This window comes from Paenibacillus sp. NEAU-GSW1 (genome assembly GCF_009737085.1).
Classification (GTDB): Bacteria; Bacillota; Bacilli; order Paenibacillales; family Paenibacillaceae; genus Pristimantibacillus.
Window position 1 is genome coordinate 58,677 of sequence record NZ_WOVL01000001.1, and the last position, 26,623, is coordinate 85,299.

At 49.5% G+C, this 26,623-nt stretch carries 21 protein-coding genes; 19 read left to right on the plus strand and 2 right to left on the minus strand.

Annotation, left to right across the window (positions count from 1 at the left end):
* The first annotated feature begins 38 nt into the window (after positions 1 to 38).
* The 8 genes from GOM71_RS00260 to serC all read left to right on the plus strand — a co-directional run bounded on the left by GOM71_RS00260 (position 39) and on the right by serC (position 11,122).
* On the plus strand, positions 39 to 449 hold the full coding sequence (locus GOM71_RS00260) for a YugN family protein (protein WP_156277189.1): 411 nt from the start codon (positions 39 to 41) through the stop codon (positions 447 to 449).
* A 249-nt stretch (positions 450 to 698) separates the two neighbouring features.
* The gene (locus GOM71_RS00265; protein ID WP_156277191.1) at positions 699 to 2,369 is read left to right on the plus strand and encodes a S1C family serine protease; all 1,671 of its coding nucleotides are present in this window, start codon (positions 699 to 701) and stop codon (positions 2,367 to 2,369) included.
* Positions 2,370 to 2,463: 94 nt separating this feature from the next.
* On the plus strand, positions 2,464 to 3,153 hold the full coding sequence (locus GOM71_RS00270) for a response regulator transcription factor (protein ID WP_156277193.1): 690 nt from the start codon (positions 2,464 to 2,466) through the stop codon (positions 3,151 to 3,153).
* Between the two features lie 5 nt (positions 3,154 to 3,158).
* A complete protein-coding gene (locus tag GOM71_RS00275; RefSeq protein WP_367649402.1) occupies positions 3,159 to 4,667 on the plus strand; it encodes a sensor histidine kinase in 1,509 nt (502 codons plus the stop codon).
* 34 nt (positions 4,668 to 4,701) lie between these two features.
* Positions 4,702 to 5,655: a 4-hydroxy-3-methylbut-2-enyl diphosphate reductase gene (locus GOM71_RS00280; RefSeq protein WP_156277195.1), complete on the plus strand. Its 954-nt coding sequence runs from the start codon at positions 4,702 to 4,704 to the stop codon at positions 5,653 to 5,655.
* A 1,441-nt stretch (positions 5,656 to 7,096) separates the two neighbouring features.
* The gene (gene aroF / locus GOM71_RS00285; RefSeq protein ID WP_156277197.1) at positions 7,097 to 8,158 is read left to right on the plus strand and encodes a 3-deoxy-7-phosphoheptulonate synthase; all 1,062 of its coding nucleotides are present in this window, start codon (positions 7,097 to 7,099) and stop codon (positions 8,156 to 8,158) included.
* Positions 8,159 to 8,411: 253 nt separating this feature from the next.
* Complete coding sequence (gene glnA, locus GOM71_RS00290) at positions 8,412 to 9,836, plus strand: type I glutamate--ammonia ligase (protein WP_156277199.1); 1,425 nt, start codon at positions 8,412 to 8,414, stop codon at positions 9,834 to 9,836.
* A 197-nt stretch (positions 9,837 to 10,033) separates the two neighbouring features.
* Entirely contained in the window at positions 10,034 to 11,122 is a 1,089-nt protein-coding gene (serC, locus tag GOM71_RS00295; RefSeq protein WP_156277201.1) for a 3-phosphoserine/phosphohydroxythreonine transaminase, read from the plus strand.
* 291 nt (positions 11,123 to 11,413) lie between these two features.
* On the opposite strand, the gene GOM71_RS00300 is transcribed toward serC, so the two are convergent.
* A complete protein-coding gene (locus GOM71_RS00300) occupies positions 11,414 to 12,130 on the minus strand; it encodes a response regulator transcription factor (protein WP_156277202.1) in 717 nt (238 codons plus the stop codon).
* Between the two features lie 155 nt (positions 12,131 to 12,285).
* Between GOM71_RS00300 and trmL the strand changes: the two genes are divergently transcribed.
* The 3 genes from trmL (at position 12,286) to GOM71_RS00315 (ending at position 14,748) form a co-directional block, all read left to right on the plus strand.
* Positions 12,286 to 12,750, plus strand: coding sequence for a tRNA (uridine(34)/cytosine(34)/5-carboxymethylaminomethyluridine(34)-2'-O)-methyltransferase TrmL (gene trmL / locus GOM71_RS00305; RefSeq protein WP_156277205.1), 465 nt, complete (start codon positions 12,286 to 12,288; stop codon positions 12,748 to 12,750).
* 118 nt (positions 12,751 to 12,868) lie between these two features.
* On the plus strand, positions 12,869 to 13,117 hold the full coding sequence (locus GOM71_RS00310) for an AbrB/MazE/SpoVT family DNA-binding domain-containing protein (RefSeq protein WP_156277207.1): 249 nt from the start codon (positions 12,869 to 12,871) through the stop codon (positions 13,115 to 13,117).
* A gap of 434 nt (positions 13,118 to 13,551) precedes the next feature.
* Entirely contained in the window at positions 13,552 to 14,748 is a 1,197-nt protein-coding gene (locus GOM71_RS00315; protein WP_156277209.1) for an aminotransferase-like domain-containing protein, read from the plus strand.
* 303 nt (positions 14,749 to 15,051) lie between these two features.
* Here GOM71_RS00315 and GOM71_RS00320 read toward each other — a convergent pair whose 3' ends face one another.
* Positions 15,052 to 15,795: a DUF2161 domain-containing phosphodiesterase gene (locus tag GOM71_RS00320; RefSeq protein WP_367649403.1), complete on the minus strand. Its 744-nt coding sequence runs from the start codon at positions 15,793 to 15,795 to the stop codon at positions 15,052 to 15,054.
* Positions 15,796 to 15,983: 188 nt separating this feature from the next.
* Here GOM71_RS00320 and GOM71_RS00325 point away from each other — a divergent pair, with 188 nt between their 5' ends.
* From GOM71_RS00325 to GOM71_RS00360, 8 genes are all read left to right on the plus strand, one after another.
* Positions 15,984 to 17,879, plus strand: a complete 1,896-nt coding sequence (locus GOM71_RS00325; protein ID WP_156277213.1) for a PrkA family serine protein kinase — start codon at positions 15,984 to 15,986, stop codon at positions 17,877 to 17,879.
* 134 nt (positions 17,880 to 18,013) lie between these two features.
* Positions 18,014 to 19,015: a globin-coupled sensor protein gene (locus GOM71_RS00330; RefSeq protein WP_156277215.1), complete on the plus strand. Its 1,002-nt coding sequence runs from the start codon at positions 18,014 to 18,016 to the stop codon at positions 19,013 to 19,015.
* Positions 19,016 to 19,255: 240 nt separating this feature from the next.
* A complete protein-coding gene (locus tag GOM71_RS00335; protein ID WP_156277217.1) occupies positions 19,256 to 20,713 on the plus strand; it encodes a circularly permuted type 2 ATP-grasp protein in 1,458 nt (485 codons plus the stop codon).
* Between the two features lie 55 nt (positions 20,714 to 20,768).
* A complete protein-coding gene (locus tag GOM71_RS00340; protein WP_156277219.1) occupies positions 20,769 to 21,767 on the plus strand; it encodes an alpha-E domain-containing protein in 999 nt (332 codons plus the stop codon).
* Complete coding sequence (locus GOM71_RS00345) at positions 21,764 to 22,651, plus strand: transglutaminase family protein (RefSeq protein WP_156277221.1); 888 nt, start codon at positions 21,764 to 21,766, stop codon at positions 22,649 to 22,651. Before GOM71_RS00340 ends, GOM71_RS00345 begins: the two co-directional genes overlap by 4 nt.
* A 162-nt stretch (positions 22,652 to 22,813) precedes the next feature.
* Entirely contained in the window at positions 22,814 to 23,908 is a 1,095-nt protein-coding gene (locus tag GOM71_RS00350; RefSeq protein WP_156277223.1) for an endospore germination permease, read from the plus strand.
* On the plus strand, positions 23,905 to 25,428 hold the full coding sequence (locus tag GOM71_RS00355) for a spore germination protein (RefSeq protein ID WP_156277225.1): 1,524 nt from the start codon (positions 23,905 to 23,907) through the stop codon (positions 25,426 to 25,428). The genes GOM71_RS00350 and GOM71_RS00355 overlap by 4 nt, the downstream gene beginning before the upstream one ends.
* A complete protein-coding gene (locus GOM71_RS00360; RefSeq protein ID WP_156277227.1) occupies positions 25,425 to 26,582 on the plus strand; it encodes a Ger(x)C family spore germination protein in 1,158 nt (385 codons plus the stop codon). The genes GOM71_RS00355 and GOM71_RS00360 overlap by 4 nt, the downstream gene beginning before the upstream one ends.
* Positions 26,583 to 26,623 lie beyond the last annotated feature (41 nt).

The following is a 26,623-nucleotide window of genomic DNA, read 5'->3' on the forward strand; positions in this document are numbered from 1 at the left end:
AGCGTTCAAATTCCTGATGTAAGGAGAGATATTTGCTTATGATTCCATTGTCTTCTTCGCTGGAAGGCTATCAAGACCGCTTCACAACGTTGAATAATAAGCTGGGGCAGCATCATTATTCCCTAGGCGGAAACTGGGACTATACGAACGGTTCATTCGATCGGGCGCTCGATGATGAGAACAAAGTATGGCTGCGGCTGCCTTTCCAAGTGATATCCGGCAGCATCGACGATTCGTCTGACGATCCGGATGCAGTTATCCGAATCGGCAAGCCTTACGTATTAAAGCATCTTTACAATGAAGGCAATGATCCGGCTGCTGTTGCCCATGTTGCCGGAGCGCTGTTCGATCAGTTTCAAATGCCGATTGACCCCGATGCCGAAATCGAGTCGAAATGGGTTCATCGGGCAAAAGAAATCGTAGCCGAGACGGAGCGGCTGCTCCATTAGTTTTACCAATACATCGTCAGAACCATATAGCTGAACAAGCGATTTGTTCAACTCATATGGCAAATGACGGTGTTTTTTATTTTCGTTTAAATTCCTTTTAAGTTTGTTTTAAGGTAGAATGTGCATGATAGGAATACGAACAAAATGCACAGCGGTCGGCATGAGGCCGATTGCTTTATGAAGCGCAATGATAAGTATTGGTTTGCGAAGCAGGGATTGCATCGCAACTTTTAGGAGGAGAATGCGGTTATGGACGATCAGAACAAAAAGAATGGATACGATGATTTTTTCCGCAATCGTGAGGAGGGGCAAGACAGCGCCGAGAATTTGGACAAGTCTAAAGATGTGAGCGCTTCTTCCGAGCCGGCTGAAGGTTCAAGCAAAACTTCCTACTATTATTCCTACGGCCCGTTTCGCCCTCAGGATGACAGCTCGCAAGCGCAGCCAGCCGACCGTTCTGCAAGCGAGTCGGCAAAGCCGCAAGAAAGCTATTCGCCATACGCATCGTCCACATCGGATGCGGCATCCGATTACACTTCGGCAAGCGGCGTAACAGATTCGAATGATGGAGCGGGAGCGGGCCAGGTTGAAGCGACGCCTCCTCCGGCGCTGCGCACCTTCCAGCCGAATCAGCAAGCCGCGAGAGCCGGCTGGCAAGTAAACGAACCGAAACGCCGGACATCTTTCCGTGCAATGTTCTTATCGTTCCTTGCCGGGGTGCTCGTTGTCGGCGGTCTGATGTATACATCGGACTCGCAGAATTGGTTTTCGCAAGGGAAAGAAACGCTTGCTTCGGGACAGTCGAACAGCCATTCCTCAACCGGATCAAATTCAAACGTCAGCGGAACAACTGCGGCGGCAGCGGCGGCAAGGCCGGATAACATTGCTAAGCTGTTCGAAACAGCAAGCCCGGCGGTTGTAAAGATCGAAACGTTCGTAAAGCCGTCGACGCGAAGCAATGGCGGCAGCATTCTGGACGATCCGTTCTTCCGTCAATTTTTCGGCGACGATTATCCGGGCACTCAGCAGCAGCCGGATAACGGCAGCGATGACAACTTGCAAGCAAGCGGAATCGGCACTGGATTCTTCTTTGACTCGACCGGCTATATTTTGACCAATCAGCACGTTGTCGGCAGCTCCGACAAAATTGAAGTGACGGTGCAAGGCTACGACAAGCCTTTTACAGCTGAGCTCCTTGGTTCCGATTATCAGCTTGATCTTGCGGTGTTGAAAGTAACCGGCGACAAAGCGTTCCCTACGCTTCCGCTCGGCAGCTCCGAGAACATCAATATCGGCGATTGGGTCGTTGCGATCGGCAATCCGTACGGTTTCGATCATACGGTAACTGTAGGCGTGCTTAGCGCTAAAGAGCGTCCGATTGATATTCAAGACGAAGAAGGGACGCGCAATTACGAGCATTTGCTGCAAACCGACGCATCGATCAACCCGGGCAATTCCGGCGGCCCGCTGCTTAACGTAAAAGGCGAAGTGATCGGCATTAACACGGCTGTCAGCTCGCAAGCGCAAGGCATCGGCTTTGCAATTCCGACAACCACGATCAACAACGTGCTCGAAACGTTGAAAAACAATCAAGAAGTGCCGAAAGAACCGCTGCCGTTTATCGGCGCTGAGCTGGGTGACGTAACGAGTGAAATCGCTGCGCAGCTCGGTATCGAAAAAGCAGAAGGCTCGATCGTTAGAAACGTATACTATAACTCGCCGGCTTACTTGGGCGATTTGAAGCAATACGATGTTATCGTCGGCATTGACGGTAAAAAGTCGGCATCAACAGCAGCTTTGATCAAGTCGATCCAAAGCAAAAAAGTAGGCGATAAAATCGAACTGAACGTTATTCGCCGCGGCGAGTCGATCAATTTGTCGGTCGAAATCGGCGACAAGAACAAATTCAATGCGGAATAGTGAAATGAATTAGCGGCGTTGTGCAAACAAGCGCAGAGTGTTGCAGGCTCTGCGCTTGTTTTATGCCGATATAGACTAGTGACGGGGGTGTCGGATGAGGACGCAAATTATCGTTGTAGATGATGACGACAAAATAACATCGCTTTTGCGAAGAAGCTTGGCTTTTGAAGGATACGAGGTAACGACTGCGAACAATGGCGCGGAAGGGCTTAAGCTGTTGCTTAAGGCAGATCCGGATTTGCTTATTCTTGATGTGATGATGCCGCATGTGGACGGCTGGGAAGTTTGCAGGCGGGTGCGCGAAGGCGGGAGCACCGTGCCGATCTTAATGCTGACGGCTAAGGACGATATTTCGGATCGGGTGAAAGGTCTGGACGCCGGCGCGGATGATTATTTGGTGAAGCCGTTTGCGCTTGAAGAGCTGCTTGCGCGCGTGCGCGCGCTGCTCCGTCGCAAATCCGACAAGATTGAAGATTCCGGCAGCAAAATTGTGTATGAGGATCTGGCTCTGGATCAAGACTCTCGCGAGGCGATTCGCTCGGGACGAAGAATTGAGCTGACGGCTAAAGAATACGATTTGCTGCTTCTGTTTATGCAAAATCCGCGCCGCGTATTGACGCGAGACTCCATTATGGAAAAAATTTGGGGCTTTGATTTCAGCGGAGAATCGAATGTGCTCGAGGTTTATATCGCGATGCTGCGCCAGAAGCTGGAGGACGGCGGGACGAAACGAATCATCCAAACGGTGCGGGGCACCGGCTATGTGCTGCGCGGAGAGGGCTGATTGTTGTGACGATTCGGCTTAGGCTGACGATGTGGTATTCCGGCATTTTGGCTGCAACGTTGATCGTGTTTGGCTGCGCCATTTATTTTTTCGTTAATATGAATACTTACGGCGATATTAAAAATGCGCTTCGTAAACAAGCGGAAAACTTAAAATTTTATGGCTCGGATATGTACAACGAGTTTAATCTGAACACTGTTGGTGGATTTTATGAACCGGATTTATTTTTGCAAATCATCAATTACCGCGAAGGCGTTATTGTGCAGGATCGGAACATGAAACAGTTCGGTTTGAAATTTCCTTATCCGGAGGCTTCCAGCAATCTCAAAGATGGCTATAAAAAGGTCAAAGTCACTTTAGAAGGCGATCAGTATATGTTTCTAATCTACCAGCGTCCTTTGTACTTGAATACGGATGGTTCGTTGGTTGGCCTTGCACAGGTCGGGGCTTTTGTCGGCAGCGAGGAACGGTTTCTTGGCGGTCTCCGCTCGATCTTGTTCTTTTCCTCTTTGGCTGCATTATTAATTGCCTTTACCTTTGGATTGTTCCTTGCGCGGAAAGCGCTGCTTCCCATCGAACGCGTAATCCGCTCTACGGAAAAAATTCAAAGCGGCTCCGATCTTAGCGTGCGCATTCCGATGGAAGGGCCGAAGGATGAGATCGGCAGGCTCGTCTTTAATCTTAATATTATGCTATCGAGGCTTGAGACCGCTTATAACAGTTTGGATGAATCGTACCGGGCGCAACGGCGCTTCGTGTCGGACGCATCGCATGAGCTGCGCACGCCTTTGACGACAATTCGCGGCAACATGGAGCTGCTTGAGAAAATGTGGTCGAAATCGCTGGATCCGAAAGCGGCTGACGGCATCGTGCTGGCGCTTGATTCGCAAGGCTGGGAGCTATCGCATGAGGCGATGCAGGACATTACCGCCGAGGCGAGACGCATGTCGACGCTCGTTAACGACTTGCTGTCGCTCGCGAGGGCGGATGCCGGCTATACGATGGAGAAGGACGCGCTGCCTGTGCAGCCGCTGGTGGAAGAAGTGGCGCGTCGTGCGCAGCTTCTGCCGCGCGCGGGAGAATGGCGGGTTGGCGATCTCAGTGCGCTGGAAGGCGCTTATGTCGTCGGCAATCATGATTATTTGCAGCAGCTGCTGTTTATTTTTATCGAGAACGCGTTCAAGTACACGGTGGAAGGCTATATCGAGCTGAGCGCAAAACGGACGGAAGACCAAATTGGGGTCGTTATCCGAGATACGGGGATCGGCATGAATCCGAAAGAAGTGCCGCATATATTCGATCGCTTCTATCGGGCCGATGAATCTCGCGGAAAAACGCTTGGAACCGGGCTTGGCCTTTCAATCGCCAAATGGATCATTGATGAGCATCGCGGTTCTATCGAAGTGACCACACGCGAAGGGGAAGGATCGGTTTTTGTCGTGTGGCTGCCTATGCACTTTCCGGAAGCCGCCGGTTCGACTATAATGGAAGTAACGGACCGAGCGGAAGATTAGCAGCAGTACGGTCACTAGAAAGCAGGTGCAACGAATGGAAATCGTTAAAATTTCGCCGCGCGGCTATTGCTATGGCGTTGTAGATGCAATGGTGCTCGCGTTGCAGACGGCTAAAAACTTGGATTTGCCGCGGCCGATTTATATTTTGGGCATGATTGTTCATAATTCGCATGTCACGGATGCGTTCGAGCGGGAAGGCGTCATTACGCTGGACGGCGAGAATCGCCTGGAAATATTGGAGCAGGTCGAGAAGGGCACAGTTATATTTACCGCTCACGGCGTTTCGCCTGAAGTACGGCAGCGCGCCCGCGAGAAAGGTCTGACTGTCGTTGACGCGACTTGCCCGGATGTGACGAAAACGCATGATCTCATCCGAGAAAAAGTAGCCGAAGACTATCACATTATCTATATCGGCAAAAAAGGGCATCCGGAGCCGGAGGGCGCTATCGGCGTCGCGCCGGACCGCGTTCATCTTATTGAACGCGCCGAAGAAATCGATGCGTTGGAAGTGCCGGACGGCCGCATTATCATTACGAATCAGACGACAATGTCGCAATGGGACATTCGCGTCATTATGGCGAAGCTGCTGGAGAAGTTCCCGAAAGCGGAAATTCATAATGAAATCTGCCTTGCAACGCAAGTAAGGCAGGAAGCGGTGGCGGAGCAGGCGGGCCAAGCACAGCTTTGCATCGTTGTCGGCGATCCGCGCAGCAACAACTCCAACCGGCTGGCGCAAGTGTCGGAGGAGATTGCCGGCGTTAAAGCTTACCGCGTATCGGACGTATCGGAGATCCAGCAGGAGTGGCTTGCGGGCGTTGACCGCGTAGCCGTAACCTCCGGGGCTTCGACGCCAACGCCGATCACAAAGGAAGTTGTCGCTTATTTGGAGCAGTATGACCACGCCGATCCGGCAACGTGGGAAATTAAGCGTACGGTCAATATGGCTAAGCTGTTGCCGAACATTAAAGAAAAATCGGCGGCTAAGTAACGGGTAGAGCAACAAGGATGCTGGTTCAGCATTCCTGTTGCTCTTTTATTTTGTGTCCGTCCCTGCCGTCCTCTATCATATACTGCATTCCATAGACTTCATAACTTACCTTACAGTCGCGACTAGTTGCTCGAAAGGAGCAGTTGTAAGCACGAAACTGGCTTTACAGTCGTTAAAGTAACGTTGGATCGTAAGTGTAAGGCCATATCTGTCCTTACAGAATGCGAGTCGCGACTAGTTGCTCGAAAGGAGCAGTTGTAAGCACGAAACTGGCTTTACAGTCGCTAAAGTAACGTTGGATCGTAAGCGTAAGGCCATATCTGGCTTAACAGAATGCGAGTCGCGACTAATTGCTCGAAAGGAGCAGTTGTAAGCACGAAACTGGCTTTACAGTCGCTAAAGTAATGTTGGATTGTAAGTGTAAGGCCATATTTGTCCTTACAGAATGCGAGTCGCGACTAGTTGCTCGAAAGGAGCAGTTGTAAGCGCGAAACTGGCTTTACAGTCGCTAAAGTAATGTTGGATCGTAAGCGTAAGGCCATATCTGGCCTTACAGAATGCGAGTCGCGACTAGTTGCTCGAAAGGAGCAGTTGTAAGCGCGAAACTGGCTTTACAGTCGCTAAAGTAACGTTGGATCGTAAGCGTAAGGCCATATCTGGCTTAACAGAATGCGAGTCGCGACTAATTTCTCGAAAGGAGCAGTTGTAAGCACGAAACTGGCTTTACAGTCGCTAAAGTAACGTTGGATCGTAAGCGTAAGGCCATATCTGGCCTTACAGAATGCGAGTCGCGACTAGTTGCTCGAAAGGAGCAGTTGTAAGCGCGAAACTGGCTTTACAGTCGCTAAAGTAATGTTGGTTTGTAAGCGTAAGGCCATATCTGGCCTTACAGAATGCGAGTCGCGACTAGTTGCTCGAAAGGAGCAGTTGTAAGCACGAAACTGGCTTTACAGTCGTTAAAGTAACGTTGGATCGTAAGCGTAAGGCCATATCTGGCCTTACAGAATGCGAGTCGCGACTAATTGCTCGAAAGGAGCAGTTGTAAGCGCGAAACTGGCTTTACAGTCGCAAAAGTAACGTTGGATCGTAAGTGTAAGGCCATATCTGTCCTTACAGAATGCGAGTCGCGACTAATTGCTCGAAAGCAGCAGTTGTAAGCACGAAACTGGCTTTACAGTCGCAAAAGTAACGTTGGATCGTAAGCGTAAGGCCATATCTGTCCTTACAGAATGCGAGTCGCGACTAATTGCTCGAAAGGAGCAGTTGTAAGCACGAAACTGGCTTTCCCCAACTGGGCATCGCAACAACTTATCGCAAAAAGATGCTTGACGATTTGCCTGCCCATCATGTATAGTAACTTTAGCGAGTAAAAGCATAAAAGCCACAAAGCATAAAAGCTTAAAAGCGTATAAGCGTTGAAGTGGAAAAGGAGAGATTCGATATGATCGTAATTACTAATCCAAGCATTACTGAAGAGCGCATTCAGGAAATTGTTAACTATATCGAGAAATCCGGCGTACAGCCGCATGTGTCCAGAGGAACGGACCGCACAGTCATCGGCATTATCGGCAAAGCCGAGCCGACGTTAGCAGAGCATCTTCGCCAGATGAAAGGCGTAGAGAATGTTATTAAAATTTCGAAGTCCTACAAGCTGGCGAGTCGCGATTTCCATCCGGACGACACGGTTATCGATATTAAAGGCGTTAAAATCGGCGGCAGCAACCTAGTCATTATGGGCGGACCATGCGCCGTTGAAACGCCTGAGCAGATCGACGAGATTGCCCGCCTGGTTAAAGCGGCCGGCGGCCAAGTGCTTCGCGGCGGCGCTTTTAAGCCGCGCACCGGGCCATACAGCTTCCAAGGCGTCGGTGTAGAAGGTTTGGTCATGATGGCGGAAGCGGGCAAGAAACACGGGCTGCTGACGATTACAGAAGTAATGACGCCGGAATATGTCGATGTGTGCGCCGAGTACGCCGATATCCTTCAGGTAGGCACGCGCAATATGCAAAATTTCGACTTGCTTCGCAAGCTTGGCACGATCCAAACGCCGGTATTGCTCAAACGCGGCTTTAGCTCAACTTACGACGAATTCCTAAACGCAGCCGAATATATTCTTGCCGGCGGTAACCCGAACGTTATGCTCTGCGAGCGGGGAATCCGAACATTCGAAACTTATACGCGCAACACGCTGGACTTGTCAGCTATTCCTGTTCTTCAGAGCTTGAGCCACCTGCCGGTTATCTCGGATCCGAGCCATGGAACCGGACGCCGCGAGCTTGTCGAGCCGATGTCGAAAGCTTCCGTTGCCGCAGGCGCAAACGGACTTATCGTTGAAATGCATACCGATCCGGACAATTCGATGACCGGAGATGGCGTACAATCGCTGTTCCCGGACCAATTCGCCAATTTGTTAAAAGATTTAGAGAAGTTGGCTCCGCTCGTAGGCAAGCAATTTGATACGCCGAAAGCGCCGGCGGATGCTTTTCTGGAGTGGAAAGTATAGTCGATCAAATGATCTAATAGAGCCTCAGTTCCTTGAATGTCAAGGGATCTGAGGCTTTTTTGAACTTAAAAAGGTGCAATTGTGAACAAATGTTTAAACCTGTAAGTATAGCTTACATCTGAATAAAAAATACCTGACATAGCTATTGACGCTATTAATACGGAGTTTTATAATTACCTCATAGTTTGGAACGAAAATTGAACAATTATTGTTCAACACTAAGCAAATGTTCGGAAATGGAGGAAATTTTAAGATGTCAGTTCAAAAAGTTTTGGACCAAATCAAAGAAAACAACATTCAGTTCGTAGATTTCCGTTTCGTGAGCCTTTCCGGCCACGCGCACCACATCACTCTTCCTTCGACAGAAGTCGACAGCGACACTTTCGTTAACGGTGTAGCATTCGACGGTTCGTCGATCCCTGGTTTCCGCGGTATCGAAGAGTCCGACATGGTGATGATGCCTGATACGGAATCCGTATTCATCGATCCTTTTACTGATCATCCTACGCTGAACATTATGTGTAACATTCATACACCAGACGGCCAACGCTATGAGCGCGACCCGCGCAGCATCGCTCAAAAAGCCGAAGAATATTTGCAAACAACAGGTATTGGTACAGACGCATACTTCGCGCCTGAATCCGAATTCTTCATTTTCGACGAAGTTCGCTACGAAAGCACAATGAACTCCTCTTCTTTCTTCGTAGACTCCGAAGAAGCAGGCTGGAACACGAACCGCAAAGAAGAAGGCGGCAACCTGGGCTTTAAAGTACCTGTAAAAGGCGGCTACGTTCCAGTAGCTCCAGTTGATCAACAACAAGACATCCGTTCCGAAATGGTTCGTCTGATGCAAGAAGTTGGCCTTCGCGTTGAACGTCATCACCATGAAGTAGCAACTGCAGGTCAAGCGGAAATCAACTTCCGTTTCAGCACGCTGACTAAAACGGCTGACAACCTGATGCTCTACAAATATATTGTTCACAACACAGCTCGCCAATACGGAAAAGTTGCAACATTCATGCCTAAACCGCTGTTCGGTGACAATGGTTCCGGTATGCACGTTCACTCCTCCATCTTCAACGGCGACACTCCTTTGTTCTATGAAAAAGGCGCTTACGGCAACCTGAGCCCGCTCGCTATGCACTACATCGGCGGTATCTTGCACCATGCTCCAGCGTTGATCGCTTTGACTAACCCAAGCACGAACTCGTTCAAACGTCTTGTGCCTGGTTACGAAGCGCCGGTTAACCTGGTATTCTCGAAAGGCAACCGTTCCGCAGCAGTTCGTATTCCAATCGCTTCGGTAACACCTAAAGGCTGCCGTATCGAGTTCCGTACTCCGGACTCCACTGCTAACCCTTACTTGGCATTCGCAGCTATGCTGCTTGCTGGTCTGGACGGCGTTAAACGCAAACTGGATCCAGTTGCTCTTGGCTACGGTCCATTCGACAAAAACATTTACGAACTGCCAGAAGAAGAGAAGAAAGAAATCCGCAGCGTTCCAGGTACACTGGACGAAGCGCTTGACGCTCTGGAAGCTGACTACGAGTTCTTGACTGAAGGCGGCGTCTTCACGAAAGAATTCATCGAAAACTACGTTGCATTCAAACGCAGCGAAGCTAAAGCAGTTTCGATCCGCATTCATCCACACGAGTACAGCCTGTACTTCGGCTGCTAATCGCTTTAAAGAGAGCCCCTTTGGGGGCTCTTTTTTTGTGCTTCCTATTAGAGAATCCGAATATTCCAGTGCGATTTAATATAAAGTGTTCGACTTTTTGTTGATAAAAAAGTGTAAATGGACTTGATGGTTACGCGTAAAATTGATATCATTAGCGATATCATGTTAAGCAAAATGAAAAAAGGTGGGTAACGGAGATGAAACGAGCATTTAACTTCAATGCAGGACCGGCCGCTTTGCCGCTCGAAGTACTGCAGCAAGCGCAAGAGCAGTTTGTTGAGTATGGTGGCGCGGGCATGTCCATTATGGAAATGTCGCACCGTAGCGCCCTTTATGAGAACGTTAATAATGAGACGCAGGCGCTGATGCGTGAATTGTTCGGAATTCCCGACAATTATAAAGTTCTTTTCCTGCAAGGCGGAGCTAGTCAACAATTTGCAATGATCCCGATGAACTTCCTCCGCGAAGGTCGTCCTGGCGCTTATGTCATGACAGGCAACTGGGCTGACAAAGCGATCAAAGAAGCGAAACTTATCGGTGAAACTGTAGTTGCAGCTTCGACAGAAAATGATAATTTTATGCGCATGCCGAGCCAAAATGAAATCGTTGTGCCGGACAACGCTGCTTATCTTCACCTGACTTCGAACGAAACGATCGGCGGAACGCAATTTGCCGAGTATCCGACAATTGGCGGCAGCGTGCCGGTCATTGCCGATATGTCGAGCGACATTTTGGCCCGACCAGTTGATGTTAGCCAATTCGGCATGATTTATGCCGGCGCACAAAAAAATCTTGGACCATCCGGTGTTACTGTCGTCATTATTCGTGACGATCTGGTGGCTGAAAGCCCGAAATCGATTCCTGCTATTTTCCGTTATGATACACATGCGAAAAACAGTTCGCTTTACAATACGCCGCCATCCTTCTCGGTTTACATGGTTAACCTTGTGCTGAAATGGATCCAAGCTAAAGGCGGGGTTGCTCATATGGAGCAATTCAACCGTGACAAAACGAAGCTGATCTATGATCAAATCGATCAAAGCGGCGGCTTCTATATCGGCTGCGCACAGCCTGGAAGCCGTTCGACAATGAACATTACGTTCCGCATTCACAGTGAAGAGCTGGAAAAGCAATTCATTAAAGAGTCGGAGCAGCAAGGCTTTGTCGGCTTGAAAGGACATCGTGACGTAGGCGGCCTTCGCGCATCGACTTACAACGCAGTTCCTCTTGAAAGCTGTAAAGCTCTCGCTGAATTTATGGCTGACTTCCAAAAACGGAACGGCTAATCTATTGTTCTTACCAAAAACCGCTCGGTCCAATGAGGACCGAGCGGTTTTTGATGTTGTTTTTTGCTGGTGGCAGGGCAGGTATGCGAGGGTGAGCGGAGCGTTTCGAATTCAGAGCTAATTATGTCGACAAGACACGGAGGGAATGGTTGAGCTGGATGAGCGGTAGCGTCCGGCCTTTGTTTTCGGATTTCAACTGCGATAATAGTAAATCAAGAAATCCGAAAACAACAGCGGCTGGAAGTCCAACCTTTCTTGTAGTGTCGGAAAAGCGACATGTATATGCCTGATCTACGCATACGACGAAGCATCAACGCTCGGTCCGAGCAGCTTATACCCAACATTGCGGACGGTCATAATATACTCGGGCATACGGGCGTTCTTCTCGATTTTATCGCGCAGATGGCTAATGTGAACATCAACGATGCGAGTATCGCCAAGAAAATGATAATCCCAAACGCCGTGAAGCAGCTGCTGCCGGCTGAGTACTTTCCCTTTGTGCTTGCAGAGGAATACAAGCAGCTCGAATTCTTTTGGCGTCAACTCAATGTCCTTGCCGTCCACCATCACTTCACGCTGCTCAGGGCGGACGGTCAGACGTCCGATGTCGAACCCGGTCGTTTCGGTTTGACCAGGAAGCGACTGTAGGCGGCGGAAGATCGCTTGGATGCGCGAGATAAGTTCCTGCGGGCTAAATGGTTTCGTCATATAGTCGTCAGCGCCGTTGTCGAGTCCGGCTATTTTATCGGTTACGTCCTGAAGTGCGGTCAACATGACAATTGGAACGGCATTGTTCAATTTGCGAAGCTCGCGGCATACTTGCAGACCGTCCATCTTCGGAAGCATCAGATCAAGGACAATCAAATCAGGACGAAAAGGCTTGAGCATATCAAACACCGCTTCGCCGTCTCCTACGCAACGAACTTCATAGCCGGCTAGCTTCAAGTTGAATTCGATGAGCATGGAGATGGAGGGCTCGTCATCGACGACTAATATTTTTTTCTTCATCGCGCAATTCTCCTTTAAATCCTAGTGATGCTCTAATTATGCAGCGCGACATTCAAGCTGGTATTAACATGAAGTTAACGATGTGTAAAAATTGTGTCTCCATGCGTTAATATTTGTTTTCATGTATAATAGGCTAGATGAGAGGTGGGAATACAATGGCATTTCATATCGTACTTGTAGAACCGGAAATTCCAGCGAACACGGGCAATATTTCAAGAACATGCGCAGCGACGGGCGCGCATTTGCATCTTGTAAGGCCGCTTGGTTTTCAGACAGACGACAAAACGTTAAAACGGGCTGGGCTGGACTACTGGCACGCGGTTCATATCGAATATCACGATTCTTTTCAAGAGGTGCTAGATTTAAATCCTGCGGGACGTTTTTTTTACGCAAGCACGAGAGCGACCAAAGCATATTCGGATTTCGAATATAAAGATGGCGATTTTTTCGTATTTGGCAAAGAGACGAAAGGACTTCCTCAGGAACTGATTGATGCGAATTTGGAAAATTGCATTCGGATTCCGATTACAGGCGATGTTCGTTCGCTTAATTTATCGAATTCGGCGGCAATTGTCCTTTATGAGGCGTTAAGACAAAATATGTTCCCTTCGCTTCGATAATTGCAGGATATTAAGATTATGCATGGATACGGGAGGAATTGTTGAAAGTCCATCGAAAGCTATATTGCAAAGGTTTCAATGTAAGCTTGCAAATCTAGACACAGAAGAGGTGAAAACGATGAAACCAGCAGGTGTAGTGCGGAAGGTGGACCAGTTAGGCCGTATAGTTCTACCTAAATCGCTTCGCAAAAGGTACCAGATGAATGAAGGAGATCCCGTTGAGATTTTAGTTCAAGGCGATCATATTATTTTGGAACGTTACCGTCCAAGATGCGTATTTTGCGGATCAATGGATGAAGTGCGCGAGTTTAAAGAACGTTATTTGTGCGGGCAATGTATTGGCGAAATGAATCAGCTTCGCCGTTAATTTTTACCCTTTCGATTGGCGATAAAAACTTCTGCTGAATGAGGTCGCTCATCTTTGAGGCTCCTGGGGTAGAAGTTTTTTCATAGCGTGATGATAAAACAAAAAGCTTCCTGCTCTCGAGCGGGAAGCTTTTTGTTATTCGCTTGCTCCGTTAAAAATGCTTGGAGCTGTACAATGACAAATGGCGATGAAAATTAGAGGCCTTTAGTTTTGTCGTCGTTATAAGAAGCTGTTAACATCGCGGTAATGAACAAAGCAAACACCGTCAAAACGGTAATTGTCGTGATGGACATTGCACAGACACCTCCGATTAATTCCTCATTCATCCTTTTTATTATACCCAACGAACCGTAAAAAGAAAACTTTAAAAGTTGTGAACACATTGTTAAAATAAATAGAATGAGTACTATTTATAAATGAGGGGGAGCAGCGCTATGGAATTTCGTTTTGCATCGCGCGTTGCCGACGTCAAATCATCGGCAGTTCGCGATATTTTGAAGCTGACGCAAGGGAAGGATATGATTTCGTTCGCAGGCGGACTGCCGGCAGAGGAATTATTCCCGGTTCAAGCGGTAAAGGAAGCGGCGGAAAGGCTATTCTCGCAAGGAACCGGCGCTTTGCAATACGGATTGACAGAAGGCTATTTGCCGCTCCGCGAGCAGTTATGCGCAAGAATGGCGCAAAAAGGGATGCATGTTCAGCCGGATGAAATGATTTTGACGACAGGATCGCAGCAGGCAATCAGCTTGCTTGTGCAAGTACTGACGGAACCGGGCGATACCGTTCTGGTTGAACGGCCGACCTATTTGGCTTGCCTTCAGGTGTTTGATCTGTATGGCTTGAATATCGTAGCGGTGGAGAGCGACGAGAACGGCATGATCCCGGAGGATGCGGAGCGTCTCATTCGGGAACATAAGCCTAAGCTGCTGTATGCGGTGCCGACGTTCGGAAATCCGACGGGCTATGTTTGGAGCATGGAGCGGAGAACTAAAATTTTGAACCTTTGCGTGCAAAACGGCGTGCCGATTCTTGAAGACGATCCGTACGGCGATATCAAATATGATGAGAATGCGGTTTACCCTTCGATGTTTGCGCTTGATGAGAAGAACAAAAGCGGAGCGGTCATCTACACGAGCACATTCTCGAAAACGGTTGCTCCTGCGCTTCGCACGGGCTGGGCGATCGGCGACAAGCGCGTCATTCAAATGATGGCGAAAGCAAAGCAAGCGGCTGATATTCATTCGAGTTCGATGGATCAGCAAATTTTAAGCCAGCTGCTGAAGCATTTTCCGTTAGATGAGCATATTAAAGTCATTTCGAGCTCGTACGGCGAACGGATGCATGAAATGCAAAAGCTGCTTCGTGAGCAGGCTATTGAAGGCTTGAGCTGGATCGAGCCTAAGGGCGGCATGTTTTTATGGGCGGAGCTTCCGGAAGGCTTGGATGCTGAAGCGCTGCTGAAAGCAGCGGTTACGAAAGGCGTTGCCTTCGTGCCGGGCAGCTCGTTCTATGGCAAAGATCCGCAGCGAAATACGATGCGGCTTAACTTTACGCATAATAAAGGAATTAGAACGGTGCAAGGCGTTGAGCGGCTTGCGGAAGCGATTCGTGAATTTACGGCACGCAGCTAGGTGCGCGCTAGCTTGCTTTCTTCTCAGGTAAAATTTTGTTTCTTCAATATAACGAACCAGCTTCGTTCATTAGCGAATGTAAGTTCGTTATTTGATGGCAGTAAACATGTGGAATATAGAACAACGAACCGAAATACGCTATTCGAGAACGAAAATTCTTGAATAGCGTATTTCGATTCGTTGTTCGTGTCGGTAGCTCAAATATGTAGGATAGCAGCGAAAATAGATTCGTAAAATAGCGAGTCAGGATCGCTATTGCAAAGGAGCAAGCGCTCAAGCAACAACGCGTCTACTGTTAATCTTCTATTCGGGCAAAGCAGCGACCCATTCGGCGATTACTTCGGCGTATTCCTCCAAGGCGGCGCTGCCGCTAGGAAGAAGCCGGTACTTGCCCCGTTCGACGCGCTCGAACCAGCCGTAATAATTGCTCCGCAGCATATCGCCCGTCTTGGCGGAGCCGGTTATTGCCGTTATTTTGCTCGGAGACAGCATGCCGTTACGCTGCAGCGCATAGGCGATGCGAAGCGCCTTCTCGCGGTAAGCGGTGACGAGCTTGCGGCCCGTGCTGCCTCCGACATTGTAGTCGCCGCTGCGCTCACGGAACTCTTGGAGCAGCCGTGCCTGCTTTTTGCGCCGGATACCGCGCTGCGGCATTTCGCCGGGTTCGCACAGCATTTCGATGACCGGAGCTTTCGTTTTGAAGAATGTGACAGTCATGAAGCCGATGCCGAGCATTCGGCACAGTTCGGTAATATCGCTAAAGCGCTGATTGTGCGCGCCGCTCTTTTTTCGGTTGCGTTCCACGGCGAGCACAACGTTATCATTTATTCGCAAACGTTCGATCCCTTGCAGCAGCAGGGCAAGATTGAACGTTTTTTTCATTTCGACAATAACCGCGTCGGAACCGTCCGGCAGCATCGCGACGAGATCGCAATGGAGCACCTCGCTTTTGACGGTGTAGCCGCGCTGCTCATAGTACGCTTTTATAGGTTTGTATAGCTCTTCTTCTTTATTGACGGCCAACGCGAATCCCTCGCTTTCTTCCACTTATTATAACAAAGGATTGTTCGTACTTGTCGCTTTTTGCTGGATTGCCGACTAAAATAGTGGTCAATTTCCCGCAGGACTAAGCATAGGAATGTAATACTCAAGTAAATCCCTCGACTGTTTGGATAGAGAAAATCCCGAGCGGAGTGAAAAATGCGGATTGCGGAAGCGATGGGAGGAGGCATGGCATGGACATTTTCAAGCGAATATCGGAATACCGGACAGAGAGTGAAAAGCTGGCTTGGACAGGAACTTTCAAGGAATACATTAATCTGTTGAGGCAGGATCCGACACCAGCCATGACAGCGCACGCGCGTGTCTATGAAATGATTGAATCGTTTGGTGTTGAGGACAGTAACGGGAATAAGCGGTATAAGTTTTTTGAACAGGAAATTTTCGGGCTGGACCGCGCTGTCGAGAAGCTTGTAGAGGAATATTTCCATTCGTCGGCAAGAAGGCTGGATGTCCGTAAACGGATTCTGTTGCTGATGGGACCGGTTAGCGGAGGCAAATCGACCATCGTTACGATGCTGAAAAAAGGATTGGAGCGTTTTTCAAGAACGGAGCGCGGTGCAGTGTACGCTATTAAAGGCTGCCCGATGCATGAAGAACCGCTTCATTTAATACCGCATGACTTGAGGCCGGAAATTGAGAAAGAGCTTGGCGTGCGCATTGAAGGCAATTTGTGCCCGTCGTGCCAAATGCGTCTTCGTACCGAATATGACAACGATATTGAAAATGTGCTCGTAGAGCGTGTGCTCATATCGGAGGAAAATCGGATTGGTATCGGGACGTTCAGCCCGTCGGATCCGAAGTCGCAAGATATTGCCGACTTGACCGGCAGCATCGACTTCTCGACGATTACAGAATTCGGTTCCGAGTCGGACCCCCGCGCATACCGTTTTGACGGCGAGCTGAATAAGGCAAACCGCGGCTTGATGGAGTTTCAAGAAATGCTAAAATGCGACGAGAAGTTTTTGTGGAACTTGCTTTCTCTAACGCAGGAGGGCAATTTCAAAGCCGGCCGGTTTGCGCTCATTTCCGCAGATGAGCTCATTATCGCCCATACGAACGAATCCGAATACAAGTCGTTCATAAGCAATAAGAAAAACGAGGCGCTGCAATCGCGGATGATCGTCATGCCGATACCGTACAACTTAAAGGTATCGGAGGAAGAAAAAATTTATACGAAGCTGATCGGCCAGAGCGATATGAAGCATATTCATATTTCGCCGCATGCGCTGCGTTCGGCTGCTATATTCAGCATACTTACCCGCTTGAAGGAAACGAAAAAGCAAGGCATGGATCTTGTGAAAAAAATGCGGATGTACGACGGCGAAGAAATCGAGGGCTTCAAGGAAACCGATTTGAAAGAAATGCAGAACGAATATATTGAAGAAGGCATGTCGGGGGTCGATCCGCGTTACGTTATTAACCGGATTTCGAGCGCATTGATCAAGCAGGATACAGAGTGCATCAATGCGCTTGATGTGCTGCGGGCGCTGAAGGACGGACTCGACCAGCATCCGTCGATAACGAAGGAAGAGCGGGAGAGATATTTGAACTTTATTTCCGTTGCCCGCAAGGAATACGACAGCCTTGCCAAAAAAGAAATTCAGAAAGCTTTCGTCTATTCCTTCGAAGAGTCCGCCCGCACTTTATTCGAGAACTATCTCGACAATATCGAATCGTACTGCAACTGGACGAAAATTAAAGATCCGTTGACCGGCGAGGAGATGGACCCGGACGAGAGGCTTATGCGTTCGATTGAGGAGCAGATCGGCGTATCGGAGAACGCAAAGAAAGCGTTCCGCGAAGAAATACTGATTCGCATTTCCTCTTACTCGCGCAAAGGGAAAAAGTTTGATTTTACAAGCCATGAACGGTTGCGCGAAGCGGTGGAGAAAAAGCTGTTCGCCGACCTCAAAGATATCGTTAAAATAACGACATCGACGAAAACGCCGGATGAAAGCCAGCTGAAGCGAATCAACGAAGTAACGAAACGTTTGATTGACGAGCACGGCTATTGCCCGGTATGCGCTAACGAGCTTCTTCGCTATGTCGGAAGCTTGTTAAATCGATAATAAATAGTAAGCCGGCGGAATGCGAAAGCGCCGCCGGCTTTATTTGATCAAAAAGAAAGCTTACCAAATATGTAAGTTTACAGATATAATAGTAGAAGTGAGAGAAAGACATTCATCTTAGGAGGAAGCGGAACATGAGCCAACTATCGGCCGAACGCCAGCGTCAATTGGAGTTTACTAAAATTACGGCGGAAGATTTGAAGAAGCTTGCGGAATGTCGCCCTATTTTTGAACAGGTGGTCAATGAAGTGGTGGATCGGTTCTATGCCAACATAGAACATTATCCGGAATTGATGGATTTGATCGGGCGGGTGAGCAATATTGAACGGCTTAAAGAGACGCAGCGCGTCTATTGGCTCTCGCTTACCGGCGGGGTTATTGACGAGGCTTATATAGATAATCGGATTAAAATCGGGCTCGTCCATTCGCGGATCGGGTTGACGACGGATTGGTATTTAGGCACTTATATGACCTATTTGGATATTTCGGCTACGGTGATGCAGAGGGTGATGCCGGATCGCTGGACAAGCGTGGTGCACTCGCTCAGCAAAATGTTCAATCTGGATTCGCAGCTCGTTCTTGAAGCTTATAATCAAGCGGAGCAGATTCAAATTCAAACACTTGCCGACGAGAGAGCCGTCATGCTGACGACGATAACGGAAGCGGTTGAGAAGCTGGCCGGTCTCATGGTTGAGTTGGAGGAAGGCGCGCAATCGATCGCAGCGACGGCGGTGTCAACCTCGCAATCGCAGGACAAGGCGCATGAATTGCTTGGCGAACTGCGAGTTGAGCTCGATGGCATTACGGAGATGGGGACGCTTATTCGCGGCATTTCCGACCAGACGCATCTGCTTGGCTTAAATGCGGCAATCGAAGCGGCTCGGGCGGGCGAGCATGGACGAGGATTTGAAGTTGTAGCCAACGAGGTTCGAAAGCTGGCCGGGTCGTCGCGTTCAGCGATGGAGACGATTGGGCGGAATATGCAAGAGATCGAGAAGAAGGTCACTGCGGTTCAGAAAGAGTCGGAGCAAACGTCCGACGAAGCTCGCAACCAGGCGGCGCGTTCGCAGGAGCTTGCCGTGTTCGTGCAAATGGTGGAGCAAGTTGCGAAAGATTTGCGTCAATTGAATACATAAAAGAAGAATAGGCATATGATATAAAGCAGGGTTTCTCGCCAGCGCAGAAACCCTGCTTTAATGTTATGTAAGTTGACATTAAAATTCGGATTTAGTATGATAAATCTAACATATTGTTACCGATTGAGGTGGATTTAAACGGAATTCACTTACATTAGCTAACATATATATGACAATGTTAGGGTTGTCATTGACGCGGGCATCTGGAGATGCTGCGCCATCATGGAGGAGGCGGTTGGCATGTCGACGGCCAAACAGTCGCAGTCGCACTATTACGATGCGCAATCATTTTACGACGAAATGTATGAAAAGGATTTGTCCGTTCGTCCCCATTACGAAAGCGTGCATCGCTTGTTCGGACGGATGAAGCATTCCGAGTTATCGATGCGACAGAACGCCCTCAACCAAAGGATGCTGGAGGAAGGAATTACGTTCACCCTCTACAGCCCGAACCAAAGCGAACCGCTTGAGCGGACCATTCCGTTCGATTATATTCCGCGAGTCATTCCGAAACATGAATGGGAGGCAGTCGACCGCGGCGTACGGCAACGGACCAAAGCGCTGAATATGTTTGTCCGTGATATCTATCACGAACAGCGCATCGTCGCCGACGGCATCATTCCTAGACGGATGATTGTTTCCAATACGTATTTCCGTCCGGAAATGTGCGGATTGGACGTTCCGGGAGGCGTTTATATTACAGCTTCCGGCATAGACTTAATAAGAGACGAGAAAGGCCGGTACTTCGTGCTTGAGGATAACCTCCGCTCGCCGTCGGGCTTCTCGTATTTGTTCAAAGGGCGCACGCTCATGAGCGAGCTGTTCCACGATCTTTACTTGTCGTCATCGGTGCAAAGCATTGATCGCAGCTTAAACTATTTCCTCAGTTCGCTTCGCGCGCTTGCGCCAAACGGAAAGCGCGATCCGCTTATCGTGCTGCTGACCCCTGGCGCCTATAACTCCGCCTATTATGAACATACCTTCCTTGCGCAGCAAATGGGCATCCATCTTGTAGAAGGCAGAGATTTGGTTTACAAGGATCATAAAATTTATTTGCGCGATTTGCGCGGATTGCGCCAGGTGGATGTGATCTACCGCCGTATCGATGATGATTTTCTTGATCCGCTCTCGTTCCATCCGGATTCGCTGCTTGGCGTTCCGGGGCTGATGAACGCTTACCGGGCAGGCAATGTAGCGATTGCGAATGCGCCGGGTACTGGGGTTGCCGACGATAAAGCGGTATATGCGTACGTTCCGGACATGATTCGCTACTATCTTGGCGAAGAGCCGATTTTGCACAATGTGCCGACGTACATTTTGTCCCGCAAAGCGGAACGGGATTATGTGCTTGAGCATCTGGAGCAGCTTGTCGTTAAAGAGACATCGCTGTCCGGAGGCTACGGCATGTTAATCGGCCCTGCGGCATCGGCTAAAGAAATTAAAGAGTTCGCGGAAGCGATCAAACGCGACCCGGACCGATACATTGCGCAGACGACGATGAAGCTGTCTCGAGCGCCAGTCATGATTGACGGCAGCATGTCGCCGCGTCATATCGATTTGCGTGCTTTTGCGCTCATGGGGGAAGAGACGCATGTAATACCGGGCGGCCTTACGAGGGTTGCGATGAAGGAAGGTTCGCTCGTCGTAAATTCCTCGCAAGGCGGAGGCGTGAAGGATACCTGGGTACTGAGCCGTTAGTGCGCTTAATGTAAACCTTGGAGAATTCAAGGTTTGATGAAACGGAGGGGTCGCTATGCTAAACCGCAATGCTGAAGCATTATTTTGGATTGGGCGCTATATGGAGCGCGCGGAAAATCATGCTCGTTTGATTGATGTTCATTACCATCTCCAGGCAGAGGATGAGCGGGGAGGAGATGCGGCCGCCTTGGCTCCTGGCGCGGAGGCGGATGTTCCTTGCAAATGGACGCGAATCGTCGATGCGCTTGGCAGCCGCGATTCCTATGAGCAGCAGTATGGCGCCTATAACGAGCAAGATATTCTTCATTATGTGACGCTTGACCGCGACAATCCCAATTCGCTCGTCTGCTGTGTAAGTCATGCGAGGGGCAACCTGCGCACCATTCGGGAAAAGGTGCCGAGCGAGCTGTGGGATACGATCAACGCCTTCTACTTATGGCTGCGCGAGAAACAGCCCGATGACTTATTGAAAGATTCTCCGCATTTATTCTATGGCCGGATCAAGGAATGGACGGCGCTGTTTCAAGGGTTCTGCCAATCCGTCATGCCGCGCGAGAATGAATGGCATTTTATCGAATGCGGAAGGTATTTGGAAAGAGCGGAAAATACGCTGCGCATTATAAAAGCGGTAGGCAACGCCGCAAGCGGCGACGGCTGGAACAATGCCGGAGCTTACCCTTACTTGCAGGCAGTGCTGCGATCGGTGAGCGGCTATCAATCATTCCGGCGGGCCTATGCCGACGGCATGGCGGTGGAGGCGATCGTTGAGTACGTCATTTTAAATTCGGCTTTCCCGCGATCGGTCCATTTCGCCTTCCATGCGCTTGACGAGCATATGCGGCAGATTGAGCTGCAGGATAAGCAGCTGCGGGCCGCCCATGAGAAAGTGATACGCCAAGTCGGAAAAGTAAAAGCGGATCTCGCATGCCTGGAGCACGACGATATGATCGTCGACCGCAACGGCTCCATCGTTGGCCATTTGCTGGAATCTTGCGAGACGCTGGGGCTCGCGTTTGCCAAAACCTTTTTTCGCATGGGGGAGGCAACCGCATGAAGCTGAATATTTCCCATATGACGCAATACGAATACGGCGGGGCGGTTACGGACAGTGTCAATGAAATTCGGTTGACGCCAAGCACGAACGATCGCCAATCTTGTTACCAGCAAGCGATCTGGATCGAACCGAATGCGTCGCTCTTCAGCTATGAAGATTATTTCGGCAATCGAGTGCATTCGTTCTCGGTTAATTCGCTCCATCAGCGGCTGACGATTCGAACGCAAATGACGGTCGTCACGAAAAATGCGCCGAGTCCCGAGGAGCAGGCTGCGCTGCTTAACGGACAGCCGGCCCGGGAGGCGTGGGCTTGGCTTGAAACGGAAGAGGCGGCCAACCGATTTGCCGAGTTTCTAATCCCTACCGAATATACAGGAGTCACTCCCGAGGTAGAGGCATATGCGAGCAGCATTTGCGATAAAGAAGGCGCTGATATGAGCGTACTCGGCTGGCTGATAGCCTTATCCGGCGACATTCGCCAATCCTTCGTCTATGATCCGGAGGCAACGACGGTGGAGACGAAAGCAAGCGATATGATCGAACGGAAGCGGGGCGTATGCCAAGATTTCGCTCATTTGATGATTACGTGCTGCCGAGCGCACAGCATTCCTGCACGCTACGTAAGCGGCTATCACTTTGTAGGCGATTTGCAGGGCGGCAGCGCCGATTTCGAGCAAGCCTCGCACGCTTGGGTAGAGGCGTATGTGCCGACGCTCGGCTGGTGCAGCTTCGATCCGACGAATGAAGCTCCGGTCGGCGAGCGTTATGTGAAGCTGGGACACGGACGCGACTATAAAGATATTGTTCCGGTTAAGGGCGTGTATCGTGGAAACGGCGATCAGACGTTGAAGGTGACCGTCGATGTGCGGAAAATGGAAGACTAATCGAAAATAAGCTGCGCCGATTCATCCTGCGGGAGAGTCGGCGCAGCTTATTTGTTGTGGAATGTTGTGGAATAAGAAAAGTAAAATTTGGCATCCTATAGAGGCTTGCGTAAGGGCAGCATCGAGCCTTTAATCCGGCAAGAAACGGCAAGGAGGCCGCTAATGAACTATGGCGACAAGCAGATCTCGATCTGGCTCTCATTTTCTATTCTAATGCTTTCCGCAGGGCTGATCTGTCATGTTCTCGCTATTCCTGCCATTTTAGATGCTGCGGGAAGAGACTCATGGATTGCTATAATTGCGGCTATGCCGTTCTTCCTGCTGTTTATGTACCTTATGTACGTTGTCATCCGCCGAATTCACGGACAGCGGCTGACCGATTGGATCGAAAGGCAATTTGGCGTTGTGCCTGCATGGATATTGCGGCTGTCGGCGTCGTTTCTGCTGCTCGTGCTCGGAACGCACACGCTGTTCGAGACGTCCAACTGGACTGTCTCTACCTACTTGCAGTTTACTCCGTTTCCGATTATCGTGTTTGCCGGCGCGCTTGTATCGGCGCTTGCCGCGCTGCGAGGACTGCCCACGATTGCGATGACCTCGGCGGTGTTGCTGCCTCTAGTGCTCGTACTTGGCTATTTTGTTATGGGAGCCAACACAAAATATAAAAACTACAATCAATTGCTGCCGATACTGGAGCATGGAATGGACCCGGTATGGCGGGGGCTGGTTTATGCTTTGGCCGGTATGGTTGAGGTGTGGATTTTGGTTCTGTACCAGCATGAGCTGAAATCAAAGATAAAACTGTGGCATCTGCTGCTGCTGGGTGTATTTATGGTTGGCATTACGCTTGGGCCGACCATTGGCGGCATTACGGAGTTCGGTCCTGTGGAAGCGGCAAAGCAGCGCGTGACCCCGTATGACCAGTGGAAGCTGGTAAATGTCGGAAAGCTGCTTCAACACGTCGATTTTTTATCGATTTATCAATGGTTAAGCGGCTCATTTGCCCGTATCGCAATCTCGATCTATTTAATCGTCGATCTGCTCAATATTCGCCGTCCGCGCAAACGGTTGGTCGCGATTGCTGTGATTACGCTAGTGATGGGCAGCGTATCGATGTACTTTTGGCGGGTAGAGCTCGTTTATTTATATGTCAATCGTATTCAGTTTCCGGCTGTGCTTATATATGCCAGCGCCTTAGTGGCCGTTCTCGCGCTGCTAAGCTGGTGGCGAAAAGAAGATAAAGAGGTGGCGAAATGATCAAATCGAGCGGAAATCCAAGAGTCAATAATGGCGATGCGAAGGAGAGCGCGGATCAAAAGCCGTTTCGAATGACGCAACGGTCGATCGAGCAGTTTTTTTCATATTGCGACGATGTCATTGTGGACGGACATCAGCTTGGCAGCCCTCCGATCTCGGTTGTGATCGCCTACAATTGCGGGATGGCGGAGACGAGGATGATCAACGAAGTCATTCTTCCGGAATTAGCTCGGGTTTATGAGAAAACAAAGTTTTTGCGCAAGGAAGATGTGGATAACGAAACGACGCTGGTCTGGGTTCAGATGGACTTGGAATCGGGCCAGTTCGGTGCGGAAGCGATGGCTGTGCGCGTATTTGAAGGTCATATGCTGTTCTGCCTGCCGTCGCTCAAGACGATGTGGAGCATCGATATTTCCAATATACCGACGCGCGCGCCTGAGCAGTCCAAGACTGAGGTAACGATTCGCGGCTCAGGCGACGGCTTTATTGAGCCGCTCGCTGTTAATGTAGCTTTGATCCGAACGAGACTTCGCACCTCGGAGCTTGCATGTAAATTCGAGGTGATCGGAACTCTCTCCGCGAATAAAGTCGCCCTTATGTACATGCGCAATATTGCAAATGAGGAAATGATCAAGCATATTCACGAGAAGCTGCAATCGATTAAAGTAGAGCGGCTGCTAACCTCCAATCAATTGGAGGAAATGCTGTCGCCGTTGCAATTTACGCTTTTTCCGGTTACGCACTATACGGGACGTCCGGATTTTGCAGCAGAATGTTTGGTGAACGGCCGATTCGTCATCATTGTAGACGGCAATCCGAGCGCGATTATTGGTCCCGTTAATTTGTTCCTGCTGCTGAAATCGCCGGAGGACGCCAACTTCCCTTTCTTTTCTGTCAATATAGGCAGAATGCTGCGGTTTCTTGGTTTGGCTGTCACGTTATTTTTGCCGGGTTTTTATATCGCGCTGACGACATTCCATACCGATCAGATTCCTTTCTCGCTTATTACGACGATCTCCACCGGACGTATGGGATTGCCAATGGAGACGAGTTTGGAAATGTTTCTAATTATGGTGCTTATGGAGCTTTTTCGCGAAGCGGGCGTTCGGCTGCCGATGGCGATCGGTCAAACGCTAACAGTCGTCGGCGGCCTCATCATTGGAGAATCTGCAATTCGGGCGGGGATTGTATCGCCGCTTATGATCGTTGTTATTGCGATTACAATCGTAGCGGGAGCGACAATCGTCAATCAGGTGATGTCCAGCTCCATCATTATGATCCGTTTCGTTAGTTTTTTTCTTGGGGCGACTCTTGGCATATACGGGTTTATACTGTCGGTCATTTTGTTCCTTATCTATCTCACAGGGCTGGAATCGTTCGGGGTTCCGTATTTGACGCCGATTAGTCCTCTCGACCTTAAGCAAGCGCTGGCCGCTCTTTTTAAGCTTCCGCGCTCGTGGAATAAGAGGCGTCCAGTCTACTTGGAGACGCAGGAGCCGCGAAAGGATGCAGGGAAATGAGCGTTGTTGTGAGAAAACTGGCGACTGTATTCGTCCTTGCCGCGCTTTGCATGACATCGACCGGTTGCTGGAGCGCGACCGAAATTCAAAGCAACGGTTATGCGAAGGCGTTAGGTCTCGATTATAACGACGGCATTTTTACGGTGTATGTCCAGCTTCTGGAATTCGTAACGCTTGCAAGAGCGGATTCCGGAGGGTCTGGAAAAGAGCCGAATTTATGGGTAGGGGTAGGTAAAGGCAAAACGCTGGACATTGCGATCAACGAGCTATTTCGCACGGCGCAAATGCATATGACCTGGGGGCATGTTACGGCGGTCATCCTCTCGGAGCGGCTGCTGGAGAGCGACAAGCTGAAAGGCGTCATCGATATGATAAACCGGTTTCCTGAATCGCGTTATACGACTTGGGTATACGGAACCAAAGAGCCGATTAAGGATTTGCTCAGCACCAATTCGATTTTCAACGAATCGCCGCTTACTTCAATTTTGCACAACCCGTTGCCATCCTATAAAGATGACTCGCTCTATCCGCCTGTGCTCGGATTTCAGTTTATTACAAAGCTGAACGGGCCGGAAGCCGAGGCGTATTTGCCAAACTTGACGCTGAATAAACAGGACTGGTCGGTGAATAAAAGAGAAAGGCCGCTTTTTAAAATCGATGGCGCTTTTTTCGAACATCATGGAACCTTTGCCTATTTGCCTCACAAACGGTTGGCCGGATTTTCGTGGATGCAGCCGCAAATGAGGAAGTCGCCTGCGGAAATTGAAGAGGACGGAACGATTTATGGTTCCCTTAGCGTTGGGTTGCCCAAAATCAAAGTGATTCCGATTGTCGAAGGCGATGAAGTCCGGTTTCGGATCAAGGCAAAATATATGGCAGCGTTGTATGAGTATATCGAGCCGATATCATACGAGAAGATGGTTGATTTGATTGAGAAGAAATTGAAAAAGCAAATTTTTGATACTTATCAAGCGGGGATTCAGCAAGGCGTGGATGTGTACGGCCTGCAGGAGAAATTGTACCGATCGAATTCCGCAGCTTGGAAAAAAGCGAGCAATAACGGAACGGTTATGTTTCTGACCGAAGACTCGTTGGAAAGCGTAAGCGTAAAATTGAGGGTCGCATACAATGGAAAATATAAACGGCGGACTTAAAAATAGGCAACCGTTTTCTTACTGAGCCGATTGGAAAGCGG